This is a genomic window from Telmatobacter sp. DSM 110680 (assembly GCF_039994875.1).
Lineage (GTDB): Bacteria > Acidobacteriota > Terriglobia > Terriglobales > Acidobacteriaceae > Telmatobacter.
The window spans coordinates 1036432-1057051 of record NZ_CP121196.1; the positions used below are offsets into that span (position 1 = coordinate 1036432).

Genomic DNA, 20620 nt, shown 5'->3' on the forward strand with positions numbered 1-20620 from the left:
GATGCAGTCAGCCGTATTCGGGAAAACCAATTTCTCTTAATGCGAGAAACTCGCGACAATTTTGTGCGCTCCGCTTGAAGCGTGGCAAATGTGAATCTGCGGAACAATACCCGTTTCACTCGCGTAACTTGCAGCCAGCGCCTTTGCAAATTCTTGCGCTCTGCCTTGCTCCACGAGGTTGATTGTGCAGCCGCCAAACCCTCCTCCGGTCAAGCGAGCGCCGATCAAACCAGGAAGGTTGTGCGCCAGCATTACCATTGTGTCTGCTTCCGCGCAGCTGGCCTCGAAATCGAAGCTGTAGCTTGCATGAGCTTCAGACATCAATCTCCCCAATTCCTTCAGATCGTGACGAATCAATGCATCCGCAGCAGCTACAGTACGCGTATTTTCGGTGATGACGTGGCGTGCGCGCTTCAGTGCATTCGGGCTCATCTCTGTGCCCCACTTGTCCAGATCGTCTACCGTGGCATCGCGAAGGAAGCGCACTTCGGGGCGATGACGGGCAATCACCGCGGCGGCTTCCTCAACTTCGGCTCTGCGTGACGTGTACTCGCCGCCAGCCACGGAGTGTTTGACCATGGTGTTTGCAATCACCAGTGCAACACTGGCCGGAATTGGCGCCAGCTTGAAACTAAGATCGCGACAATCCAGGAGCAGCGCATGATTCGCCGCGCCGTTTGCAGAGATGAACTGATCCATGATGCCGCAGTTTGCACCGACGAATTCGTTCTCAGCGCGCTGGCACAACCGCGCCAGTTGCGGCCGCGGATAATCAATATCAAGCAGCGATGTGACTGCGAGGGCCGTTGCTACTTCGACTGCGGCTGAACTTGACAGTCCCGATCCTAGTGGCACATCGCCGAGCATACTCAAACTCAAGCCGGGAATGCGATGTCCTTCGCCAGCGAGAATCGCGATCACGCCGAGCGGATAGTCACTCCAATCCTTGCCGCCGTGTTTCGGCAGCGACGCCGCATCAAACGTGCGCTCTTCCTTGAAATTTTCGGAATAGATGATGATCTTGTCATCATCGCGCGGAGAGATTGCGGCGAGCGTGGCGAAGTCGATGGCCGCAGGCATGACGAATCCCTCAGCATAATCGGTGTGTTCGCCAATCAGGTTAACGCGGCCCGGCGCTGCAAAGATCTCCGGTTCATACTTAAAGCGACTCACGTGCAAGGAACGCAATACCTCAGGATCATGCATTGTTGTTCATCTCTCAATTGTTGAGATTTCGACGCCCATCATCCACGAAACCGATTCGCCCGGTGCGAGTGAGCGCGACCATGGCCCCGTGACAGCCAAAGAATCCACCGGCGCGGTCGCCGGCTCCAGCGCAACGCAAACTTGTTTGGGTCCCGGCCCCTCGGGCCATCCACCGTAGCAAATCCAGAGTCCCAGATAAGGTGTCGCGATCGCGTCGAAGTTAACGCGGATGCGTAATCCGGCCGACGGCCGCTCTAGCGCACACCAGTTCTCGGATGCACCCAGCGGCCCGGCAAAGAGCTTGTCTCCTATGCCTGAATCAGGTGCCTCAACAAGACTTAAGTCGGCACTGTTGCCATCCGCAAGCTTTGCTATCGGCCATGTGATTGTATCGCCGCCTTTTCCCAGGCGATTGTCACCTGAGCCTTCGAGGCGCAGCGACTTGATCGACTCTGGTAGAACGATGCGATCCCCATTTTCGACAGCAAACAACGGATGCGCCGCCCAAGACCACGGGACGCTGTTGGAGCTTGTGTTCACCAACCTATAGTGGAGCTTCATACGCCAGCACTTGCCGGCCTCTATCAACTCGATCTTCCGCTCCAACTCCAACGGCAGCGAGAAGCACTTGCCAATCAAGGTGGCAGATCCGTCCGCCGTGTTTCCCGTCCCCTGTTCCCTATTCCCTGATCCCTGCCGTTGCCACTCCACCCGCCACAAATCCCCATGATCTGGAATCTCGGCTGTCCCCGCTTCTGTCCTCACCCGACAAGCAGCCACTGAAGGCAAGCATTCATCCCACCCGCTGGCATCGGCTGCATCAAAGGTCATCGCCCTGCTTCGCGGGGCAATCGGCGCCAAGGGGGCCTGCAGGAGTTCGCGCTCCCCGATGCGAATCGACGCAATTTTGCCACCAAACTGAGGGAGGATCGTTACGATACAAGCGCCAGCCTGCATGAGAACGTTTTCAATTTTGGCGGCGTAAGTTACAGATTCCGCCATTGTTCACCCTTTCTCGACTTGCGCACAAGCTGCAGTAAGCTCATGCCAGATGCGGTCCAGCCATGTCTCGTGTTCTGGCTTCATCAGGACCGACCGCAGGCAAGTGGCGTAGCTTTGATTGGCGCTTTGATCGCCCGGGTGCACAAACCAGAATTGCGGCAATTGTACTAGCGCGAGGTGCAGGTTGCGTTTCGCTGAAGCCGAAAAAATCGACTGCTCTAGGTCAAATGACCTACTCGCAGCCCTCATTTTCCAGACAACGATATCCAATTCAGGCGTCCCAGCCGCCAGTGCCTCAAATCGCGCGTCAGCCCTCAGGCGGCGGTCGAACTCAACGGCCGCCCTTCTGCCGGCTGTCAGCCCCGAGGCAAACTCTCCGCCCGGCTTCAGTGGCAAGAGCCTTTGCGTCGCCCATAATGCCACCGCCGCGGCGCCTGCGCGGGAGCACTCAAGGCTGATCTCTCCGAGGTGCAAGTCTCTCGAGGTGAAGTACGTATAGGGTGAATCGTGCTTGTAAAAGCGTCCAACTCCAGGATCTAGGAAAAGCACACAGCCGCACCCATAGGGCTGAAGCCCGTGCTTATGCGGGTCGATCACGATTGAGTCCGCCTGCGTTATTGCCGCGTAGGCACACCGGGCCGGATCGTCCAGAGCACCTTCAATGAGCTTGAAGTAACCCCCATAGGCCGCGTCCACATGCACTCGGAATTTATATCGGTCGCGTAGTTCAAGGATCTCGGGAAGCGGGTCGACGGCACCAATCGCGGTGGTGCCGAGAGTTACAACTACAGTGCCCACATCTCCTTTGCGCAGTTCAGTTTCGAGGGCATCGAGCCGCATGCGGCCACGCGCATCTGCTGGTACCGCGGCATATTCCAGCTTCAATACCGCGGAGATGCGACTGTGGGTGTAGTGTGCCTGTTCTGATCCGATAATTCGCTTTCCGAGATTGATACGCCCCGCGACCCAGAGAGCTTCCAGATTGGCCATCGTCCCGCCTGAGGTAAGATGGCCGAGAAATTCGTTCCAGCCGAACATGCGGGCAATTTCCGCTACGGCCTCGATCTCCATGGCGGAACTTGCCCTGCCCCCATCGCGCGCATGGTTGTTGGGATTGATGGTCATCGCCAGCGCGTAGGCGGCCCTTGCGAGGGGATGCGGCGGCTTCAGCATTTGCCCGGCATAGAGGGGATGGAAGTACGGGTAGTTGTTCCCCAGCAGATGCGCGGTCTCCTTGAGAATCGCCTCCATGGCGGCGGAATCGAGGTCACTGTGGCGTGAAGGCTCGTAGTTGGGAAGGGCGTCAAATTCGCACTCTAATGCCTCGGTGGCGCGAACGAGTATTTCTGGGACCAGATCCTTTGGCATGGCGACCCTCAAACGTACCATAGTGAGGCGTGATGCTGGAAGCAGCTCATTTTAATGGCTTTCGCCTTCCGGTGGAATCTCGGCTTCAAGATGCCGGGTCAGGTTTCGAGGCGAAAATTTGCAGGCAAATGGTACACTTTGAGTAGCGTTAGAGTCGATTCGGGCGTGTGCAGCACCTCGCCCACTGCGTTTCAGGATTCTCCTTGAACGCGAAACCAAGCAAGATTCTGCCAGTGGTCGCTCCGATTCATCCAGCGCAATTCAATACCAGGAAACGCTAAGAAAATGGAACAAGGCACTGTGAAGTGGTTCAATGACGCGAAGGGCTTCGGCTTTATCTCGCGCCAGAACGGTGAGGACGTCTTCGTGCATTACTCTGCAATCAACTCGAGCGGGTTTAAGAGTCTGCAGGAAGGCCAAGCCGTGCAGTTCAACGTCGTAAAGGGACCTAAAGGCTGGCAGGCCGCGGATGTTCAGCCGCTGTAAGCCACCGGATTTTGGCAGAATCTAGCAGACAGAAGCGAGGGTCGGGCGGAAGCCCGGCCCTCGGCTTTTGGATTTCAGCGTTCCCGACCGAACGAACGCTGTGCCTCCGGGTAATCGCGCAAACCGACTTCTCCGTTCAACCACCCAGCCCATCTCAAATCTTCTTCAGATCCGGCCATGCGTAGGCAACTTCCATCAGCTTTGTCCCACCAACCTCGATCACTTGCGACATGATGAGCGTCCCTCCTGTCCGTTCATAGAAATTCCGCGAACGATTCTGCTCCAGAACCCACACCGCCATGCTCTTGAAACTGCGCTGCAGAAGTGCCGTGGCCATCGCTCGAAGAAGCGCAGAGCCGGTTCCTCGCTTCTGCGCGTTCTGCAACAAATAGATCGAATAGAGTTCTGCATCGCAGGACTTAATGGGCTCGCGACTTGGTCCGGCATGTGCAAAGCCGACGACGTGTCCGTTCAACTCAGCCACCAGCACGAGAGCCTCGGCAGTTAACCACTCGCTCCACAGTCTTGCGCGCAGCGTTTCATCGAGGCTTGCGAGATAGGCATCCGGCATAATTCCGGCATAGGTGGTCTGCCAGCTTTCCACGTGAACATGCGCGATGGCCGCTGCATCGCTGATCGCCGCCGGTCGAATCGAAATTGCCATGGATGTCCCTTGGTTCAGCGCTGACCGAGCTGCCAAACTTCCGTCACCCGCAGTGCGCCACAATCGCTTTTTTCCACGGGCGTGTCCGGATAGTATGAATCAAACAGCACGAACACAAGAGTTCAAATTAGTTTGCTCAGGTGTCTAGCCGGTACGACCCGGAAAGCTCAGGGGGTTGGCTAGCGTCACGGGCTGCGGTGCGCCGATTCCACCCCAGCCCGTGATTCATTTTCCATAGGCAAACCCTTTGACTCCAGCGGTTTTCTTCGGGACCTTCCTCGGCGTTCCACCCATTACTTTAGGATGGTTAACTGCACCACACCTTTGATTTTCTGCAGTTTTCCAGTGCTACACTTCGGCCAGTGGAGAGATAAACATGGACCCCTATCGCATCGCCTACGAACAAGCCATGACGGAACTGAACGAGATCACCAGGAAGTTCGATCTCCTCCGCATGCAAAAAGCTCAGGTCGAGAATCTCATCAACGCATTTCGTCCCCTGATTGAGAACGCCGACCAGACCGCCAACGCCATCGCCGGATAGTTTCCGGCAATGGTTGTCGCATTACGCATGCCGGCGAAAGCCGGCATATCCGTCTTGCTTCCCCTTTCAGCCCTCAACTTGAAGAGCCGACAAAGCGCATGATATTGGCCGGCGGCCGCCCCTCGCGCAGTTCAGTAGCCATGAACTGCATGTACGGGGCGATGTGATGAAAGAAGTGCTTGTAACCGGCGCATAGATAATTCAAGCCTGCTTCGCCGTCCGGCGTTGTCAGAAACCGATGCTTGGGGCATTCCCCATTACATGCAAACCTCACATCGCACTCGCGGCACATGCGGGGCAAAGTATCGCGCTTCGCCATTCCGAACTTTTTCTGCTGCTTCGACGCAACCATCTCGTTCAAATTGTCCTGCAGGACGTTCCCGAGTTTATGTTCCGGGTAAACGAAGTGATCGCACGAGTAAAGGTCGCCGGTATGCTCCATCGCGAGCGCCGAGCCGCATGTCTTGCGAAACACGCATAGACTGGCCTCCATGCCCAGCCAGCTCTCAAGCGCAACATCGAACTGCTGGATGAAGTAGTGGCCTACATCCTTCTTTACCCACTCGTCGAAAATCGTAGCTAAAAACTTGCCGTACGCGAGTGGATCCACGGAGAACTCGGCCACTTCAGCTGCGCGCTGAAAGCTGGGCTGAATCAAGACGAGGCCATCGGAGCCGGGCTCAGTAGTCTCGCGTTCCACCACCGGAATGAATTGCATGAAGCCGCTGCCGATCTCCTTCAGGAACCGATAGACCTCGAGGGGATGCTGGGAGTTTTGCCGGTTTACAACGGTCAGCGTGTTGAATTCGACCTTGTGCTCTTTCAGCTTGGTCAGCCCGCGCATAACGCGGTCGAACGTCGGAGCATTGCCCTTGTCGACCCTGTAGTAGTCGTGCATTTCCGGTGGCCCGTCGATCGACACGCCGACGAGAAACTTGTGCTCTGCCAGAAACTCTCCCCACTCTTTGTCGATCAAGGTGGCGTTCGTCTGCAATGCATTGTGAATCTGCTTGCCGCCGGCATGTTTCTGCTGGAGGGCGACGACGGCGCGAAAAAAATCGACACCCAGAAGCGTGGGCTCTCCGCCTTGCCAGGCAAAATGAACCTCATCGAGCGGCTGCGCGGCAATGTATTGCTCGATGTAGCGTTCGAGGACTTCGGGTGACATCGCCCAGTGCTTCGTCTGGGGGTAGAGATTTTCCTTTTCAAGATAGAAGCAGTATTTGCAGTCGAGATTGCAGATCGGCCCGATGGGCTTGGTCATGATGTGGAAGCCGGTGTCGGGCAATGGCAACCTCGCTGGGGTTTGATGATACGCGGTGATCTAGAGGGTGGACATGAAATTCAGAGTCCTTGACAGGGCAGTGCGCGAACGAATATCAAGGCAGCTTCACGTATTGTTCCGATGGAAATGCAAAATGAAGGAAGGCTCGTTAAGGAATCCGCTGGGTTCCGGACAGGCATAAGAACATGGAAACCCGCAGGACGGTGTTGAAGTACCTGACAGGCGCAGCCGGCGCATCGGCTTGCAGCTTCAATGCCCTCGAGTCTTTTGCCCGGCAACTGGATGGCACCAGCAAGAGGCCGAACATCGTCTGCATCGTAGGTGAAGGCTTGCGCTGGGACGAGTTGTCTTCGACAGGCAACAAACTGATCAAGACACCGAACCTCGACCGCATCGGGCGAGAGGGCTGCACCTTTAAGAACGCATTCGTCGTGAACGCGCTCTGCCTGCCGTCGCGCGCCACCATGCTGACCGGGATGTATTCGCACACCACGGGTGCCGTCTCGAATGTCGAGGGCAAGATTCCGCCGCGCTTCCCACTGGTCTCCGATCTTCTCCAACAGGCCGGATACGAGACCGCGTTCCTCGGCAAGTCGCACATTGAAGGCGCGCTAATGGAGCACAACTGGGACTACTACTTTGGCTTTGTCGGGCAGGCCGACTACTACCGCCCCAAGATCACCGAGGGAGTGCGCGGCAAGTACGGCCCGGCCAAGCTCTACGAAGGCGAGTATGTAGATACGCTGCTCACGCAGAAGGCCATCGCGTGGCTAAAGCAGGAGCGAACTAAGCCGTTCTGCCTCTTCCTCTGGTTCTACGCTCCGCATGCGCCGTTTTACAGGCCGAAGGATCTGGTCAACGATTTGAATGGCGTCTCTATTCCCAAGCCGAAGACGTTTGATGAGAATCTCAACTCCTACAAAGGGAAGCCGCGAGCGGTGGCGGATGCGGACAACAAGATCGGCTATTCGGAGGTCTTCAGCGATGATCCACGCTCGCTCGAAGAGCTGGTAAAGAACCACTACGTCGGCGTAGAAGACAACGATCGCAACATGGGCGCCGTCTGGCAGGAACTTGAACGACAGAAGATCGCGAACAATACTGCGGTTCTGCTCAGTTCCGATCACGGCTTCTTCCTCGGCGAACATCATCTCTACGACAAGCGTCTGATGTACGAGCCATCGATCCGCGTTCCGATGATCGTCAGTTGTCCTGGCCGCGTGCAGCCGGGAAGTTCCTCCAATGAGATGGTTCTGAACTTGGATATTGCTCCGACTCTTCTCCAGATTGCCGGCGTGGCCGTTCCCGCCGAGATGCAGGGTAAAAGCATGATGCCGCTGGCCGAGGGCAAGGGCGTACCGTGGCGCAAAGACTGGCTTTACGAGTACTACGAATATCCGGGCTTTGAGAACGTGCGTCCATGTCGCGGGGTGAGAACCGATCGCTACAAGTTCATTCACTTTTTCGTCGACCCGCAGGAGTTCGAACTTTACGATCTGCAAACCGATCCCGACGAGATGAACAATCTCTACGGCAAACCTGAATTTGCAGAACTAACGACGCAGTTGAAAGACCGAATGACCGCGCTGCGAGCCGAGACCAACGACACCTACCAATACAAGCCCAGCGGTATCCCCCTTCACTGGGAACTCGGAACGCAGACCGAATCGGGACTGAAGCGCGCGAACTGACCATCAGCGCTGAATGCGAACCACAAACTGGCGCGCCGAGTGCCGGGAATTCCCGGCGATCACTCACTTGTAATGACCCTGAGTTGACCGGCATTCAGGCGAGGGAGCTGAAATCCGTTCATACCCAATGTTGTCTGAGTTCGCGCCATCAACGTGTACTTCGTGAAAGTCACCGGCGTTCCCGCGCAAAGGTGTCGTACTTTCGTGGGCCCGTCCGATCCCGTCACAAATTGATTGCTCAGATTGACAGCCGACGACCAGACGGGAACGATACCAAACTCCATCGACGCTTTTTCAAGCGACCCGATCCACGCCGCGGATTGCACAGAGTCGTCCGTCTTCGGCGATGTTCCGCTGCAGGGAGCACTGGACCAGGCCGAGTTGACAAGCGTCAATTCGGGCTCCAGCGGTGCACGACAAGCGATGCCTCCAATTTCATCCGGAGGCTCGGCGAAGCCCCTTATGGCGGTGCAAATGCGTAATCCAGATGCTGCGAAGTCATCCTGGCCGAGATTGAATCGTTCCACCTTTTCTGCGCGCGCCTGCGACAGAGCGAATGTGATTTGCACACTGAGCGGCTTGCCGATGAGTTCGTCATAGACCACGCGCGGCATCGTGAATTGTGCGCTGGCCACTCTTTCTCCCGGGAAGAACTTGTTCATTGAAATCGACTGCCACGCAGACGTCCAGCGGGTGCCGCCAGAGGATTGGAGCGTGACCTTCAGGAAATCGGGAATCGTGACCGTCCCATCGGGCACCCCAGAGACGAGCACCGGAATTGAGATTCCAACCCGATCACGTTGCGCCACCAAGGCAGAGGCTGCAGTTCCTTCTTTCTCCTGATAAGCGAACTGGGCCGCGACGACTTTTTGCTGGTTGCCAGGATAGTCGCGGTCCATCTGTGCATTGTCGGGTGCGCCACCCATGCTGAACGCGCCAAATAGCACGACCAGGAGAGCTAATAGAACCCAGGAGACTCTGGCACTCCGCCGCCAATACTGCACGATGATTACGGCCAAGCAAACGAAGAATGCAATAAAGACGGTGATCTCGCCTTGATGCGGAAGAGCAGTTCTGTCTGGAGAATGGTACGTAGCCAGCAGCAGAACAATCGCAATGAGACAAACGATCCCGCCCAGCACCGCCAGCGTCATGCGTGCGAAGTTTCTCGTGACCGTAGCCAGAGCGACCAAAGGGAGCGCCAGAACACAAGTGATCAGGAGCGAATCATAGAGAATGCCTCGGAAGGAGGAAAACGGTGAGAACCCCGCCTCCGCCAGCATCAAACACTGCGCCAACAGCAGTGGGGTGTAAAGAAACACAATCAGGAATAGCACCTTCGCCGCAAGCAGTTTCTTCCACTCGTAGGGCCTTGTTACCCAGAACTGGCGGTCTCCGACGAGTTTTTCATCGTGAATAAGGGGAGAGATCAACAGCCACCAGCTCAATGGAACGAGAAAAACCAGGAGATTCGGCAAGTCACTCACTAACCCGAATGCCGAAAATGAGACAGCACTACCGTACATCATCGCTCCGGCGTGCCAGCGAGAAGGACAGGTGAACACAAGAGCAGCAGTCACCACCAGAGAGATCAGGATTTCGAGCCACTGGTGACGGGCGTCTTTCACGAAGATATGCAGGATCTGTTTCACGCGTTGATCCTCCTCGCTTCATTTGCATCCGACGACCTATTGTGTTTGCGACTGGATTTGGCAACGGCCAGAAAGATGGAACGCAGCGGCATCGGATCGAGCGAGAAACTGCGAGCTGTTGGGAAAAATTCGGCCAGTTCCCGCTCGGTAACCTGCTGTCTGTAATCGCTGTGAACAAAGCGGACGACGTGATCCGCGATCTCAGGCTGCAACCACGACGCCGGGCGATCCTCGGGAAGAGCTGACGCGCGTTCGAGCGTCACAGTTACGTCCCTGAAGCGATCCGACAGCACGGGAAGTTCCTCAGAGAAGAGCAGCCGCCCCTGTTCCAGAAACCCAACGTGACTCGAAAAGGTCTCAATTTCGCCAAGGTCATGACTTGAGAGGAAGAGGGTGGTCTCAGGAGCCCGATCCAGCAGGCCCTCGATCAGTTCATCCCTCACTAGAGGATCGAGCCCGGAGAATGGCTCGTCCAGAACGATCAGCGATGGCCGATACGCCAGCGAGCTTGCGAATGCAGCCTTCATCCGCATGCCGCGCGATAGGTGCTTGAGCTTGCGATTTAAAGGCAGATCGAACTGCCGTACCAGTTGCTGTTCCAGCGCAGTATCCCATTGCGGATAGAATGACCTGCAATACGCGAGAAAGGCGCCCGTCGTCATCCATTCAGGCATCTCCTGATTCTCAGAGACATAGCCGATGCGATTGAACGCTTTGCCTGCCACCAGCTTTGTGTCGATTCCAAGAATCTCCGCATGTCCGCTGCTGGGGCTGAGAATATTCATCAGCATTTTGATGATCGTGGTTTTTCCTGCCCCGTTCGCGCCAACCAGCGCGTAAATGGCACCTTCCGGCACCGCAAGGTCAACGGCGTCCACAGCCATCGTTTTTCCGAATCTGCGAGATAGCCTTTCAGTGCGGATGGCGAATTTCATCGCTCTTTGCGGCCTCCATCGTTAGGCGTGCTGTCGCCTTTGTCGTCGCGTGTCAGGCGCTTCCAGTGATCAGTGATCGAATCGAGCATGTCGTCAAGACCGATTCCCAGTCGCTTGGCCTCAACGACGATCTCTTCAATTTCCTGCCCCAGCAACTGCGTGCGCTCCTTCCGGGTCGAGTCAGGAAGCGGTGCAACGAGAGTGCCTACGCCGGGACGGGTTTCCAATAGTCCTTCACTGACAAGATGCGCCACGATCTTCGCTGCCGTGTTCGGATTGATCTTCAGCTCTTTGCTCAGAACCCTGACCGAGGGGAACGTATCGCCCGGGCGCAGTTGGCCTGAGATCATCGCCTTTTTTGAGGCATAAACAACCTGCTCAAAAAGCGAGAGACCAGCGCGGAATTGGATGCGAAACGGGATCACATGCGTACTATTACGCATAGTACAGTAGATGTCAAGCAATCCATGGGGAGCATTACCACATCGCTACACTATCGGAATGTTCTAGATCGCCCCTCAGGTATACTCCGGGAACCGACGGATCATCTCAGGAGGTCACGCCCCACTATGCTGCAACGTTTCCGCAGTCGCTGGTTTGCCGCTCTCACTATCGGCTTGGTTGCCAGTTCTCTCGCAATCGGACAGAACAACGCCCCCGCAAAATCTGACGCTAAAATTATCCCCACCCCCGATGCTCCCGCCGACTCCACCACTGAAGCTTCGGTCAAGGTGGGCAGCCAGACGATCGAGTATCGTGCCATAGCCGGCACGCTTACGGTCGGATCCACCGACCCGCAGGATGCCATGATCGGGTTCGACGGCAAATATCTGCCCGACGCCACGATCGACATGACTGCCAAGCCGGAAGAGCGGCCCGCGACGGCACGCATCTTCTACACGGCCTACCTACAGAAGAATCCTGCGAAGAATCGCCCCATCACCTTCCTCTATAACGGCGGCCCCGGAAGCGCCACCATGTATCTGCACATGGGTGCATTTGGACCGATGCGCCTCGTCCTGCCACAGGATTCCGCGCACCAGGAAGGCGCGCCGTACCAGATCATTCCCAACGAGTACAGTCTGCTCGATGTCAGCGACCTCGTGTTTATCGATGCTCCCGGCACCGGATTCAGCCGCATCTACGGCAAGGACGCCACGAAGGCTTTCTACGGAACCGATCCGGATGCGCACGCCTTCGACCGCTTCGTTCGTCGCTTCCTGTCGAAGTACGATCGCTGGAACTCGCCGAAGTATCTGTTTGGCGAGAGCTACGGGACGACGCGTACCGCGATTCTCACCAACCTGCTGCAGCGCCATCTCGATCTCAACGGGTCGATTTTCCTGTCGCAGATTCTGAGCTTCGATTCGAGTGCCGACGGACCGCAGGGAAATCCCGGCACCGACAATGGCTACTTCCTTGCATTACCATCAATGGCCGCGACGGCGTGGTATCACCACCGCGTCCCGAGCAAGCCGGCCGATCTTGAACCGTTCCTGAGAGAAGTGGAGCAGTTTTCTCTCGGCGCGTACGCTACTGCTTTACTGCAGGGTGCGGACCTGCCCGAAGCGCAGAAGAAGGACGTTGCTGCCAAGCTCGAAAGTTATACAGGAGTTCCTGCGGCCTACTGGATCAAAGCCAACTTGCGTGTGAGCGGCGGTGAATTTTCAAAAGAACTGCAATCGGAGATGGGAATCACGACGGGCCGCCTCGACACTCGCTACGAAGGCCCGGACATCGATCCTCTGAGCGAAGAGGCCGAGTACGATCCCTTCGGCTCGGCGACTTCCTCCGCTTACAACACGGCCATTAATCAGTACGCACGCGACACGCTCAAGTACGGTGAAAACCTGACATATAAGCCAAGTGCCCGCGAAGCCAATGGCTTCAATTGGGATCTGCATCATGCGCCACCGGGCTCACAGGGATGGGATGACTCCAGCGTCAACGTTATGCCAGACCTGTCGATGGCCATGAAGCGCAATCCGAAACTCAAAGTTTTGCTGATGGGCGGCTACTACGATCTTGGCTGCACTTATTTCGGCGCGACCTACGAGGACAAGCACCTGCAGATTCCGCAGTCGCTGCAGAGCAACATCCACTATCGCTTCTTCCAGACCGGCCACATGGTTTACATCACTACGCCCGCGTTGAAGGAACTCCACGACGCCACGGCGGACTTCATCAAGAGCACCGAGGACGGAACGAAGTAGCCAATGCATGTCACCCGAATGAAGCCAGGTCAACCTGAATGAAGCCAGGTCAACCCGAATGAAGTGTCATTCTGAGCGCCGCACGCTTGGGGCCCCGCGGACACCGTCCGTGGGGTAAGCGGCGCGAAGAATCTGCCACGTCCGAAAAACGCGTTACTTCCGAATTGGCCACGATCCGCTCTCGACCGTCCAAGAGGCGCTCAGGGTCTGGTGTTCAGCGATAATGATCACTGCATGGGGAAACGAAGCCACGCGAAATGCAATCGAACACCGGCCCCTTTGCCACGGTTCAGCTTCAGTGCCTTTGGACTCGACAAGTCAACTTGGGCATTTGTAGTTGGAATGTTTGTCTTGGCTTACGGTACAGCCGCGATGCAATACAGCCGTTGGAACCACGCCGAGAACGCCCTCGTTCATCCAGTGTTCCACCCGTGGGCGATCGTCTTGGGACTTGCGTTGATCGTTCTGTCCTTCACCAAATGGAAACAGAAGAAGCGCCCCTGAACTCAACCGGACCGAGCGAAGGCGAAGATTCGGCATAGGGAAGAGTAGTCCACGATCCACTCGGAACCCGCGTTTATACTCGCACGCATATGCTTGGAGTTCTGGAAGACCTCGTAGCAACGCGAACCAATAATGATAGAAATGGCACTCTAGCCAGTGCGTGGGACGAAGTTCTGTTGTGGCGCGACCTGCACCGCTTGGCTAATGAAAGTCTGGTTGAACCAATCGATGGCCTTTCTCTTCCGGATTTCGATTCTCTCGAAAGAAGGCGTTTCCGCGACGTAAAAACGAGCGAGGTGTATGTGTATATCCCTGCCGGGGAGAAGCGTTCTCCACAGTTCAGGAGATGCGATTAGCCAAGTTTTCCCGGATCGCGCCCGAGTGACCGCCAAACCGAAAATAACGAAATAGCCAACAGATGACTAGCAGATTTGAGAAAGACGATATTGTCGAAGTGAATTCTGAGGCGCGACTGCCCTTCAAGGTGCCAAGGAGGAAAGGGGTGGTCCGATTTGCCTACGACCACAACCCACCCGCCTATGAGGTTGAGTTTTATTGGGAGGGCCGCTCGCTAGGAACGCACTATCTTACCGAGGACGAGCTAGAGCCATTTCAATTCGAGAGTCGAGCCTAGATCACCGCCAACCCGGACATTACTAGTCAAGTAATAGTGCATCCCCAATGTTCCCGCCATATCGCTGCACTTTGAGGAATCAGAGGCGCTATTGCCGTCAGCGCCAGCGACTCCGTATCAGCTTCGATCCTCTCCAAAACTTCCGTGATCTTACAGGCCGGTCCCATTCGGTCCAGAATTACTCTCAACGGACAGCAGGAACCGAAGATCGCGATGAGACAGAGGGTGAGAAAAACAGCTTCAGGGCAAGCGCGGTTTTCTGCGCTCTCGGTACTGTTTCTCTGCCTTGTCTCCGCGGCATTGCGGGCGCAAAACCCTACTCCTGATGTGAGCGCCTCCGCTGCCGCAGGTGACGCCAAGGCGCAATTCGCTCTCGGCGATTACTACTTTCGCGTCCGATTCGCGACACTCGATTATGCAGATGTCCTTATCTGGTACCGAAAAGCCGCTGCCCAGGGTTATGCTCCTGCGCAGAATCAACTCGGCAGTATGTATCAATACAACACCGGCTTGCCGCAGAACGACAAGAGCGCCGTAAACTACTACCGTCTCGCAGCCAATCAAGGCTATGCGCCCGCGCAGTTCAATCTGGCCGCGATGTACGAGGATGGCCGCGGCGTCCATCGCGACTACAAGCAGGCGCTCAGCTGGTACCGCAAAGCCGCCGACCAGAATCTTTCCAGCGCAGAGAAGCAAATCGGGTATTTCTACCAGTGCGGATTCGGCGTCAAGCGTGACTTTGCGCAGGCTATGGCTTGGTATCGCCGTGCTGCAGACCACGGCAACGCAGACGCGGAAAATCAGCTGGGCTACATGGCCGAAGAAGGCTGGGGCCAGACCCAAGATTACAACGCGGCTCTCTCGTGGTTTTACAAAGCAGCTGAACACGGCAGCAACCAGGCCGCGGAGAACATCGGCTACATCTTTCAGCATGGTACCGGCGTGCAGACCGACTACGCGCAGGCGATGTCGTGGTTCATCAAAGCTGCAGCCCAAGGCAACAGCGACGCGGAAAACCAGCTTGGCTGGATGTATCAATTCGGACAGGGCGTGCAGGTTGACAACGCGCGGGCTTTGACTTGGTACGGCTTGGCCGGCGATCTAGGAAATACGAAGGGCAAAAATAATCTTCAAGCCCTCACCGACGATCTGGAGGACGACGGCGGGGAGTGGCAAAACGCTACGGCGTCCGTCAGCGATGTTGCGGTCGCACAAGCTCAACGATGGGCGAAAATTCGGGATCTTCAGATCGGTATTGACCGAGCCGAGGCCCATGCTCTCTATCAGGACGATTACGCCGGACAACTCGAACACATAGGCCACGGCAAAAGCAAAGCGATGGCCGAGGTTTTCAACGCGATGGGAACTGTTGGCGCTGTTCAGCATCAGGTCGAAGCCGAGAAGTCTCGAGCTGAAGCTGCGCGCTTGCACGAGGAGTTGGCGCAGATCGAAAGCCCGATTCAATCCGCCGCCGGGGTTCCGCTTCCTTAAGAGTTTCCAGAATCGAGGCCGTTTAAATTCGATCTGATTTTCCGACAAGCGATTGAAACGAGATCAGCCGGTGTTTCGCAGGCCCGCTGAAATTCCGCTGATGGTCGCTGCAATTGCGCGATTTACCTCTGGGGTATCTTCGCCGGCGCGTTTGCGTCGCAGCATATCGACCTGGATCAAATGCATTGGATCGACATATGGATTGCGCAGTTTGATGGAGTGCGCCAGCACCATATTGCTTTCCAGCAATTCTTTCTGCTTCGTAATCGCCAGCACCGAGCGGACAGTGCGATGGAACTCTGCATCGCACATGTCGTAGATTCGCTCACGGAGATTCGCATCGGTTACCAGTTCTGAATAGAGCCGCGCCGTCGCCAGGTCCACCTTTCCCAGCGCCATCTCAACGTTGCGCAGCAAGTCGATGAACAGCGGAAATTCTCTGGCCATCTCCTGTAACAGTTCAAGTGAACCTGGCTTCTTCGTGAACTCCTCGATCGCGAATCCTACGCCAAACCACGCTGGCACCAACAGGCGCGACTGTGTCCAACCGAACACCCACGGAATTGCCCGCAAGTCCGATAGCTTCGGAGATTTGTTACGCCGTGCCGGTCGCGAGCCGATCTTCGCGTGCTCCAGTTCGGCTACCGGCGTCGATTGCTCAAAGTATGTTACGACTTGGGGATCGTCGAGAATGTGCTTGCGATAGAATCCGAACGAAATTTCGGATAGCTCATCGAGGGCGGATTCCCACTCAGGCTTGAGCACGCCGGTGAAGTGACCCTCGGGATCGCGCGCATTCGGCCGGGCAAGAGCGTCGAGCGAAGCCGCAATCATCAACTCAAGATTGCGTTCCGCCAGCACTTCGTCTGCGTACTTGAAATTCAGGACCTCGCCTTGTTCGGTAATGCGCAACTGGCCTTCGAAGGCGTCCATTGGTTGCGCAAAAATCGCGCGATGCGTGGGTCCGCCGCCGCGTCCTACGGTGCCGCCTCGGCCATGGAAGAGCCGCAGTTTCACGCCGCACTCTCGCGACACAACGTGCAGGTCACGATGCGCACGGAAAATCTCCCACGTGCTGGTGAGCATGCCTCCGTCTTTGTTCGAATCGGAGTAGCCCAGCATCACTTCCTGCCAGTTGTCCCACGACGCCATCAGCTTGCGATAATCCGCGCGGGTCCATAGCTCGCGGCAGATCGCAGGTGCCTGACGGAGATCTTCGATCGACTCAAAAAGCGGGACGGGCATCAATCCCGGATCACGCCCACCACCTTCAACGGTGACGCCGCCGAGCCGGGCCAGCCGGACGACTGCCAACACATCCTCAACACTTGAGGCCCCGCTGATCACGTAGTGCCGGACCGCTTCAGGGGAGCAGCCTTGCTTGATCTCCGCTACCACGCGGAAGGTCTCCAGGACTGACGTCGTTTCTGCCGACATTCCCGCCGGCAACTGCGGAGCGATGGTGTCGCTGATTGCCTCCTGCAATGCCGCCGCATGAACGCGGGCATGTTGCCGGATATCCAGCGTGTGCAGATGCAGCCCGAAGGTCCGGACCTGCAGAATCAGCGGATCGATCAGCGTCCGCGCAATGCGCAATCCGGCATTGGCCGCGAGAGAGGACCGGAGGGTTTCGAGATCGTCTAGAAATTCCTCAACGTTGCAATACTCCGGCAGCACCTGCGCCAGCTTATCCTGCCCCTGCGTGAGCGTGTAGGGCATCACCGGCAGGGTTGCGCCATGCTTGCCGGTTTGCTCAAGCGTTCTCTGGATGCGCGCTTTTACGCAGATGATGAAACGACGATAGTACTCGAACTCGTACTGCGCGCCGAAGACCTGCGACTCCGGCGTGTGGACAAGCGCGACGTACGCCTGCAGGCGCTGACGCAATTCCTCACTGACGGGCCTTTGCTGCGCACTGGTAGTCAGCAGATCGATGATGTCGTCGAGGCGTGCCTGGTAGTAAAGCAGTAGATGGCCGCGTGCCAGTTCAATCGCATCGCGCGTCACCTCCGGCGTCACAAACGGATTGCCGTCGCGATCGCCTCCGATCCACGAGCCGAAGCGCAGCACCTGCGGCAACTCATGCGCCTCGATCTCGAGGTCGTATGCAGCGCGAAGTGCTTCGGATATCTCGCGGTACAAACCCCACAGTGTTTCGAAGATGGAGACGTCGTAGTAGTCGAGTCCCATCTTCACTTCGTCGTACACGGTTGGCCTGCGCGACCGCACTTCATCGGTCTGCCAGAGGCTGGTGATCTCGGCGCGGATCGCTTCTTCCAGCCGCACCAAATCCTGTTCTGGAACTGGGATGCGATCGAGCGTGGCAAGGAATTCGCCGATGCGCCGGCGTTTGAACATCACGGATCGCCGCGCGACTTCGGTGGGATGAGCGGTGAATACCGGGACAATGAGGATGCGTCGAAGCCAGTCCATGGCCTCATCGGCGGTGATGCCCACTCGCCGCATCTCGCACAAGGTTCCGGCCAGCGATCCACGTTGACGCCCCTTGGCTCCGCTCAATTGCAAAGCGATTCGCCGCCGCTTGCGGTGATTGGTTTCGGCTAGGTTGATCAGCTCAAAATAAAACGCAAACGCGCGTGTAAGTAGGATGGCCCGTTCGGCCGGCAGAGAATGGACCAATTCGAGCGCCTTCGCTCCCTGGCGCTCGGCTTCTTTCTCGTCACCGCGGGCCTCGGCATCGCGTCTTGCGATAGTTCCTTGCCGCAGAGCCTCGACGTGATCGAAGAGGTCTTCGCCTGCCTGCTCCCGCAATACCTCACCCAGGAGTGTGCCCAGCGAGCGTACATCGCGCCGCAGGGGAGCTTCCTTGAGATCACCCGAGCGTGCTTCAAGCTCCGCCAGTCGCTGCGACCAGCTTTCCGGATTCCACAAAAGCGCCATCGTCTCTTGATTATGCATGACCGGAAATGAGGGCCGTCTCAGGAGTTTGCTGATTGGCCTTCCAACTGCAGCGTCAAGTCTTCCCACTCGGTCGTAAGCGATGCGAGTTGAGATCGCAATTCAGCGGCGAGATCGGAAAGTCGCTGTGTCTCCGCTGCCGAAATGTAGACTCCAAGTTGTTCTTCGGTCGTCGCGATCGAGGCCTCAACCCGTGGAATTTCCTCCTCGAGAAACACGCACCGCTCTTCCATCTGTTTCTGCTTGATCGGATTCAGACGTCGTATCCGACCATCCCTAACTCCATTCGATCCATCAGGTCCGCCTTCGATGACGATGGTCCCGATCCGGGTTGGAGTCGTAGACACTTCGGACCGTGCTTGCGCCTGGGCAAAAACTGGTTTCGGAGAGGGGGTGGCAGCCGTCGCCGCAGCGGCCAGCTCTTCCTTCTTCCTCAGATAGTCTTCGTAGTTGCCGGGATAGGTGTTGATTACACCGTTCTCCACCTCGATAACGCGTGTCGCCAGGCGATCAATGAAGTAGCGATCGTGAGAGACGAAAACTACCGTGCCGGAGAAGGCCGCAATGGCTTCAAGCAAAACGTCTTTGGCACGCATGTCCAGGTGGTTTGTTGGCTCGTCGAGCAGAAGGAAGTTCGAAGGCGATACGAGAATTCGCGCCAGGGCGTAGCGGTTGCGCTCTCCGCCTGAAAGCACGCCCAGCGGTTTGAATACATCGTCGCCTGAAAACAGAAAGCAGCCGAGCAGGGAGCGCAATTCCGATTCCGGCACTTTCATGGCGGCGCGGCTCATGTCATCGAGCATGCGTGAGTCGCCATCCAGAACCTTGTACTGGTCCTGTGCAAAATATTCACTGAGCACATTGTGGCCAAGCTTGACGATGCCGGAGGTCGGCTTTTCCACCCCGCTGAGCAGCTTGATCAACGTGGATTTGCCCGCGCCATTGACCCCCACAAGGGCTACGCGATCTCCGCGCTCAATCGTGAACCGGGCATTGCTGAAGACTTGTTTCTCGCCATAGCTTTTTGCGAGTCCTTCAGCTTCCACGACGTTCCTGCCCGAAGGCGGAGGCTGCGGGAATTTGAAATGGATGATCGGCTCTTCCTCGGGAATCTCGATCCGCTCAATCTTCTCGAGCTCCTTGATGCGCGACTGCACTTGTTTTGCCTTGGTGGCCTGTGCTCGAAACCGGTTGATGAATGCTTCAAGATGCTCGATCTGATCGCGCTGGTTTTTGTACGATGCATTCAACTGCGCACGCCGCTCATCTTTCTGCGAGAGATACTTCGTGTAGTTGCCCTGGAAGATGGTGAGGCGCTTGTTCCATATCTCCACCGTGCGATCGATGGTTACGTCAAGAAAATAGCGGTCATGCGAGATGAGAATATATCCGAACGGATAGTTGTGGAGATAGTCTTCGAGCCAGTTGCGCGTTTCAAGATCAAGGTGGTTGGTGGGCTCATCCAGCAGCAGCAAGTTCGGTTTTGCGAGCAGCAGTTTGGCCAGCGCAATACGCATCTGCCAACCGCCGGAGAACTCGTCTACCTGGCGCGACCAGTCTTCCTTGCCGAATCCTAGACCGGTAAGAACGGAGCCGACCTGCGCGTCGAGGGCGTACCCGTCGAGCGCATGAAACCGCTCCTGCAGCATGGAGTAGCGCTCTGCGGCCGCCTCATACTCAGGACTCGCGTGATCTAGTTCGGAAAGCTGCGCGGCGGTTTGCTCAATCTCGCCTTCCATGGCGCGCAACTCGTCGAACACGCTCAGGCACTCGTCAAAAACCGTGCGGCCGCTCAGACGTAGTCCCTCCTGAGGGAGGTATCCGATGCTCATGCCCCGCGTAAGCTGCATGGTCCCGTAGTCGAGCGACTCAAGACCCGCCAGCACTTTCATAAGGGTGGATTTGCCGGTGCCATTGGCGCCGACCAGCGCAGTCTTTTCCTTGCTGCGGATCAGCCAGTTGGCTTCAGTGAACAGCACACGGGGGCCGAAGCGCTTGCCAGCATTTTGAAGTGAGAGCATTTCCC

At 56.8% G+C, this 20620-nt stretch carries 16 protein-coding genes; 6 read left to right on the top strand and 10 right to left on the bottom strand.

Annotation, left to right across the window (positions count from 1 at the left end; all coding sequences use genetic code 11):
* Nucleotides 1–36: 36 nt before the first annotated feature.
* From galK to P8935_RS04120, 3 genes are read right to left on the bottom strand one after another with little or no spacing between them, the layout of a single operon-like run.
* Nucleotides 37–1206: a galactokinase gene (gene galK, locus P8935_RS04110; RefSeq protein WP_348263748.1), complete on the bottom strand. Its 1170-nt coding sequence runs from the start codon at nucleotides 1204–1206 to the stop codon at nucleotides 37–39.
* A 6-nt stretch (nucleotides 1207–1212) separates the two neighbouring features.
* Nucleotides 1213–2208, bottom strand: coding sequence for a hypothetical protein (locus P8935_RS04115; protein WP_348263749.1), 996 nt, complete (start codon nucleotides 2206–2208; stop codon nucleotides 1213–1215).
* A gap of 3 nt (nucleotides 2209–2211) precedes the next feature.
* Nucleotides 2212–3576: an aminotransferase class V-fold PLP-dependent enzyme gene (locus P8935_RS04120; protein ID WP_348263750.1), complete on the bottom strand. Its 1365-nt coding sequence runs from the start codon at nucleotides 3574–3576 to the stop codon at nucleotides 2212–2214.
* A gap of 285 nt (nucleotides 3577–3861) precedes the next feature.
* On the opposite strand from P8935_RS04120, the gene P8935_RS04125 reads away from it, so the two are divergent.
* Nucleotides 3862–4062, top strand: a complete 201-nt coding sequence (locus P8935_RS04125; RefSeq protein WP_026444771.1) for a cold-shock protein — start codon at nucleotides 3862–3864, stop codon at nucleotides 4060–4062.
* 154 nt (nucleotides 4063–4216) lie between these two features.
* Here P8935_RS04125 and P8935_RS04130 read toward each other — a convergent pair whose 3' ends face one another.
* Entirely contained in the window at nucleotides 4217–4726 is a 510-nt protein-coding gene (locus P8935_RS04130) for a GNAT family N-acetyltransferase (protein WP_348263751.1), read from the bottom strand.
* 376 nt (nucleotides 4727–5102) lie between these two features.
* Here P8935_RS04130 and P8935_RS04135 point away from each other — a divergent pair, with 376 nt between their 5' ends.
* A complete protein-coding gene (locus P8935_RS04135; protein ID WP_348263752.1) occupies nucleotides 5103–5270 on the top strand; it encodes a hypothetical protein in 168 nt (55 codons plus the stop codon).
* 73 nt (nucleotides 5271–5343) lie between these two features.
* Here the strand turns inward: P8935_RS04135 and P8935_RS04140 are convergent, their stop codons facing one another.
* Nucleotides 5344–6558 carry an anaerobic sulfatase-maturation protein gene (locus P8935_RS04140; RefSeq protein ID WP_348263753.1) on the bottom strand — a complete coding sequence of 405 codons (1215 nt, stop codon included), beginning with the start codon at nucleotides 6556–6558 and terminating at the stop codon, nucleotides 5344–5346.
* Between the two features lie 182 nt (nucleotides 6559–6740).
* On the opposite strand from P8935_RS04140, the gene P8935_RS04145 reads away from it, so the two are divergent.
* Complete coding sequence (locus P8935_RS04145; protein ID WP_348263754.1) at nucleotides 6741–8246, top strand: sulfatase; 1506 nt, start codon at nucleotides 6741–6743, stop codon at nucleotides 8244–8246.
* Between the two features lie 59 nt (nucleotides 8247–8305).
* Here P8935_RS04145 and P8935_RS04150 read toward each other — a convergent pair whose 3' ends face one another.
* From P8935_RS04150 to P8935_RS04160, 3 genes are read right to left on the bottom strand one after another with little or no spacing between them, the layout of a single operon-like run.
* Nucleotides 8306–9898 (bottom strand): hypothetical protein, encoded by a 1593-nt coding sequence (locus P8935_RS04150; protein ID WP_348263755.1) that lies wholly within the window; start codon nucleotides 9896–9898, stop codon nucleotides 8306–8308.
* The gene (locus tag P8935_RS04155) at nucleotides 9895–10782 is read right to left on the bottom strand and encodes an ABC transporter ATP-binding protein (protein ID WP_348263756.1); all 888 of its coding nucleotides are present in this window, start codon (nucleotides 10780–10782) and stop codon (nucleotides 9895–9897) included. The genes P8935_RS04150 and P8935_RS04155 overlap by 4 nt, the downstream gene beginning before the upstream one ends.
* A gap of 47 nt (nucleotides 10783–10829) precedes the next feature.
* Complete coding sequence (locus tag P8935_RS04160) at nucleotides 10830–11276, bottom strand: GntR family transcriptional regulator (RefSeq protein ID WP_348263757.1); 447 nt, start codon at nucleotides 11274–11276, stop codon at nucleotides 10830–10832.
* A 126-nt stretch (nucleotides 11277–11402) separates the two neighbouring features.
* Between P8935_RS04160 and P8935_RS04165 the strand changes: the two genes are divergently transcribed.
* The 3 genes from P8935_RS04165 to P8935_RS04175 all read left to right on the top strand — a co-directional run bounded on the left by P8935_RS04165 (nucleotide 11403) and on the right by P8935_RS04175 (nucleotide 15675).
* The gene (locus P8935_RS04165) at nucleotides 11403–13046 is read left to right on the top strand and encodes a peptidase S10 (RefSeq protein ID WP_348263758.1); all 1644 of its coding nucleotides are present in this window, start codon (nucleotides 11403–11405) and stop codon (nucleotides 13044–13046) included.
* A 922-nt stretch (nucleotides 13047–13968) separates the two neighbouring features.
* Nucleotides 13969–14184: a hypothetical protein gene (locus P8935_RS04170; RefSeq protein ID WP_348263759.1), complete on the top strand. Its 216-nt coding sequence runs from the start codon at nucleotides 13969–13971 to the stop codon at nucleotides 14182–14184.
* A 213-nt stretch (nucleotides 14185–14397) separates the two neighbouring features.
* Nucleotides 14398–15675 (top strand): SEL1-like repeat protein, encoded by a 1278-nt coding sequence (locus P8935_RS04175; RefSeq protein ID WP_348263760.1) that lies wholly within the window; start codon nucleotides 14398–14400, stop codon nucleotides 15673–15675.
* 63 nt (nucleotides 15676–15738) lie between these two features.
* On the opposite strand, the gene P8935_RS04180 is transcribed toward P8935_RS04175, so the two are convergent.
* Together P8935_RS04180 and P8935_RS04185 are read right to left on the bottom strand one after the other, a co-directional pair.
* A complete protein-coding gene (locus P8935_RS04180) occupies nucleotides 15739–18576 on the bottom strand; it encodes a phosphoenolpyruvate carboxylase (RefSeq protein ID WP_348263761.1) in 2838 nt (945 codons plus the stop codon).
* 38 nt (nucleotides 18577–18614) lie between these two features.
* Entirely contained in the window at nucleotides 18615–20615 is a 2001-nt protein-coding gene (locus P8935_RS04185) for an ABC-F family ATP-binding cassette domain-containing protein (RefSeq protein ID WP_348263762.1), read from the bottom strand.
* Nucleotides 20616–20620 lie beyond the last annotated feature (5 nt).

Coding starts and splice junctions, on each gene's coding strand:
- P8935_RS04135 (WP_348263752.1), top strand. CDS start 5,103: ATGGACCCCTATCGCATCGCCTACGAACAAGCCATGACGGAACTGAAC.
- galK (WP_348263748.1), bottom strand. CDS start 1,206: ATGCATGATCCTGAGGTATTGCGTTCCTTGCACGTGAGTCGCTTTAAG.
- P8935_RS04115 (WP_348263749.1), bottom strand. CDS start 2,208: ATGGCGGAATCTGTAACTTACGCCGCCAAAATTGAAAACGTTCTCATG.
- P8935_RS04180 (WP_348263761.1), bottom strand. CDS start 18,576: ATGGCGCTTTTGTGGAATCCGGAAAGCTGGTCGCAGCGACTGGCGGAG.
- P8935_RS04160 (WP_348263757.1), bottom strand. CDS start 11,276: ATGCGTAATAGTACGCATGTGATCCCGTTTCGCATCCAATTCCGCGCT.
- P8935_RS04165 (WP_348263758.1), top strand. CDS start 11,403: ATGCTGCAACGTTTCCGCAGTCGCTGGTTTGCCGCTCTCACTATCGGC.
- P8935_RS04120 (WP_348263750.1), bottom strand. CDS start 3,576: ATGCCAAAGGATCTGGTCCCAGAAATACTCGTTCGCGCCACCGAGGCA.
- P8935_RS04185 (WP_348263762.1), bottom strand. CDS start 20,615: ATGCTCTCACTTCAAAATGCTGGCAAGCGCTTCGGCCCCCGTGTGCTG.
- P8935_RS04125 (WP_026444771.1), top strand. CDS start 3,862: ATGGAACAAGGCACTGTGAAGTGGTTCAATGACGCGAAGGGCTTCGGC.
- P8935_RS04170 (WP_348263759.1), top strand. CDS start 13,969: ATGACTAGCAGATTTGAGAAAGACGATATTGTCGAAGTGAATTCTGAG.
- P8935_RS04175 (WP_348263760.1), top strand. CDS start 14,398: ATGAGACAGAGGGTGAGAAAAACAGCTTCAGGGCAAGCGCGGTTTTCT.
- P8935_RS04130 (WP_348263751.1), bottom strand. CDS start 4,726: ATGGCAATTTCGATTCGACCGGCGGCGATCAGCGATGCAGCGGCCATC.
- P8935_RS04155 (WP_348263756.1), bottom strand. CDS start 10,782: ATGGCTGTGGACGCCGTTGACCTTGCGGTGCCGGAAGGTGCCATTTAC.
- P8935_RS04145 (WP_348263754.1), top strand. CDS start 6,741: ATGGAAACCCGCAGGACGGTGTTGAAGTACCTGACAGGCGCAGCCGGC.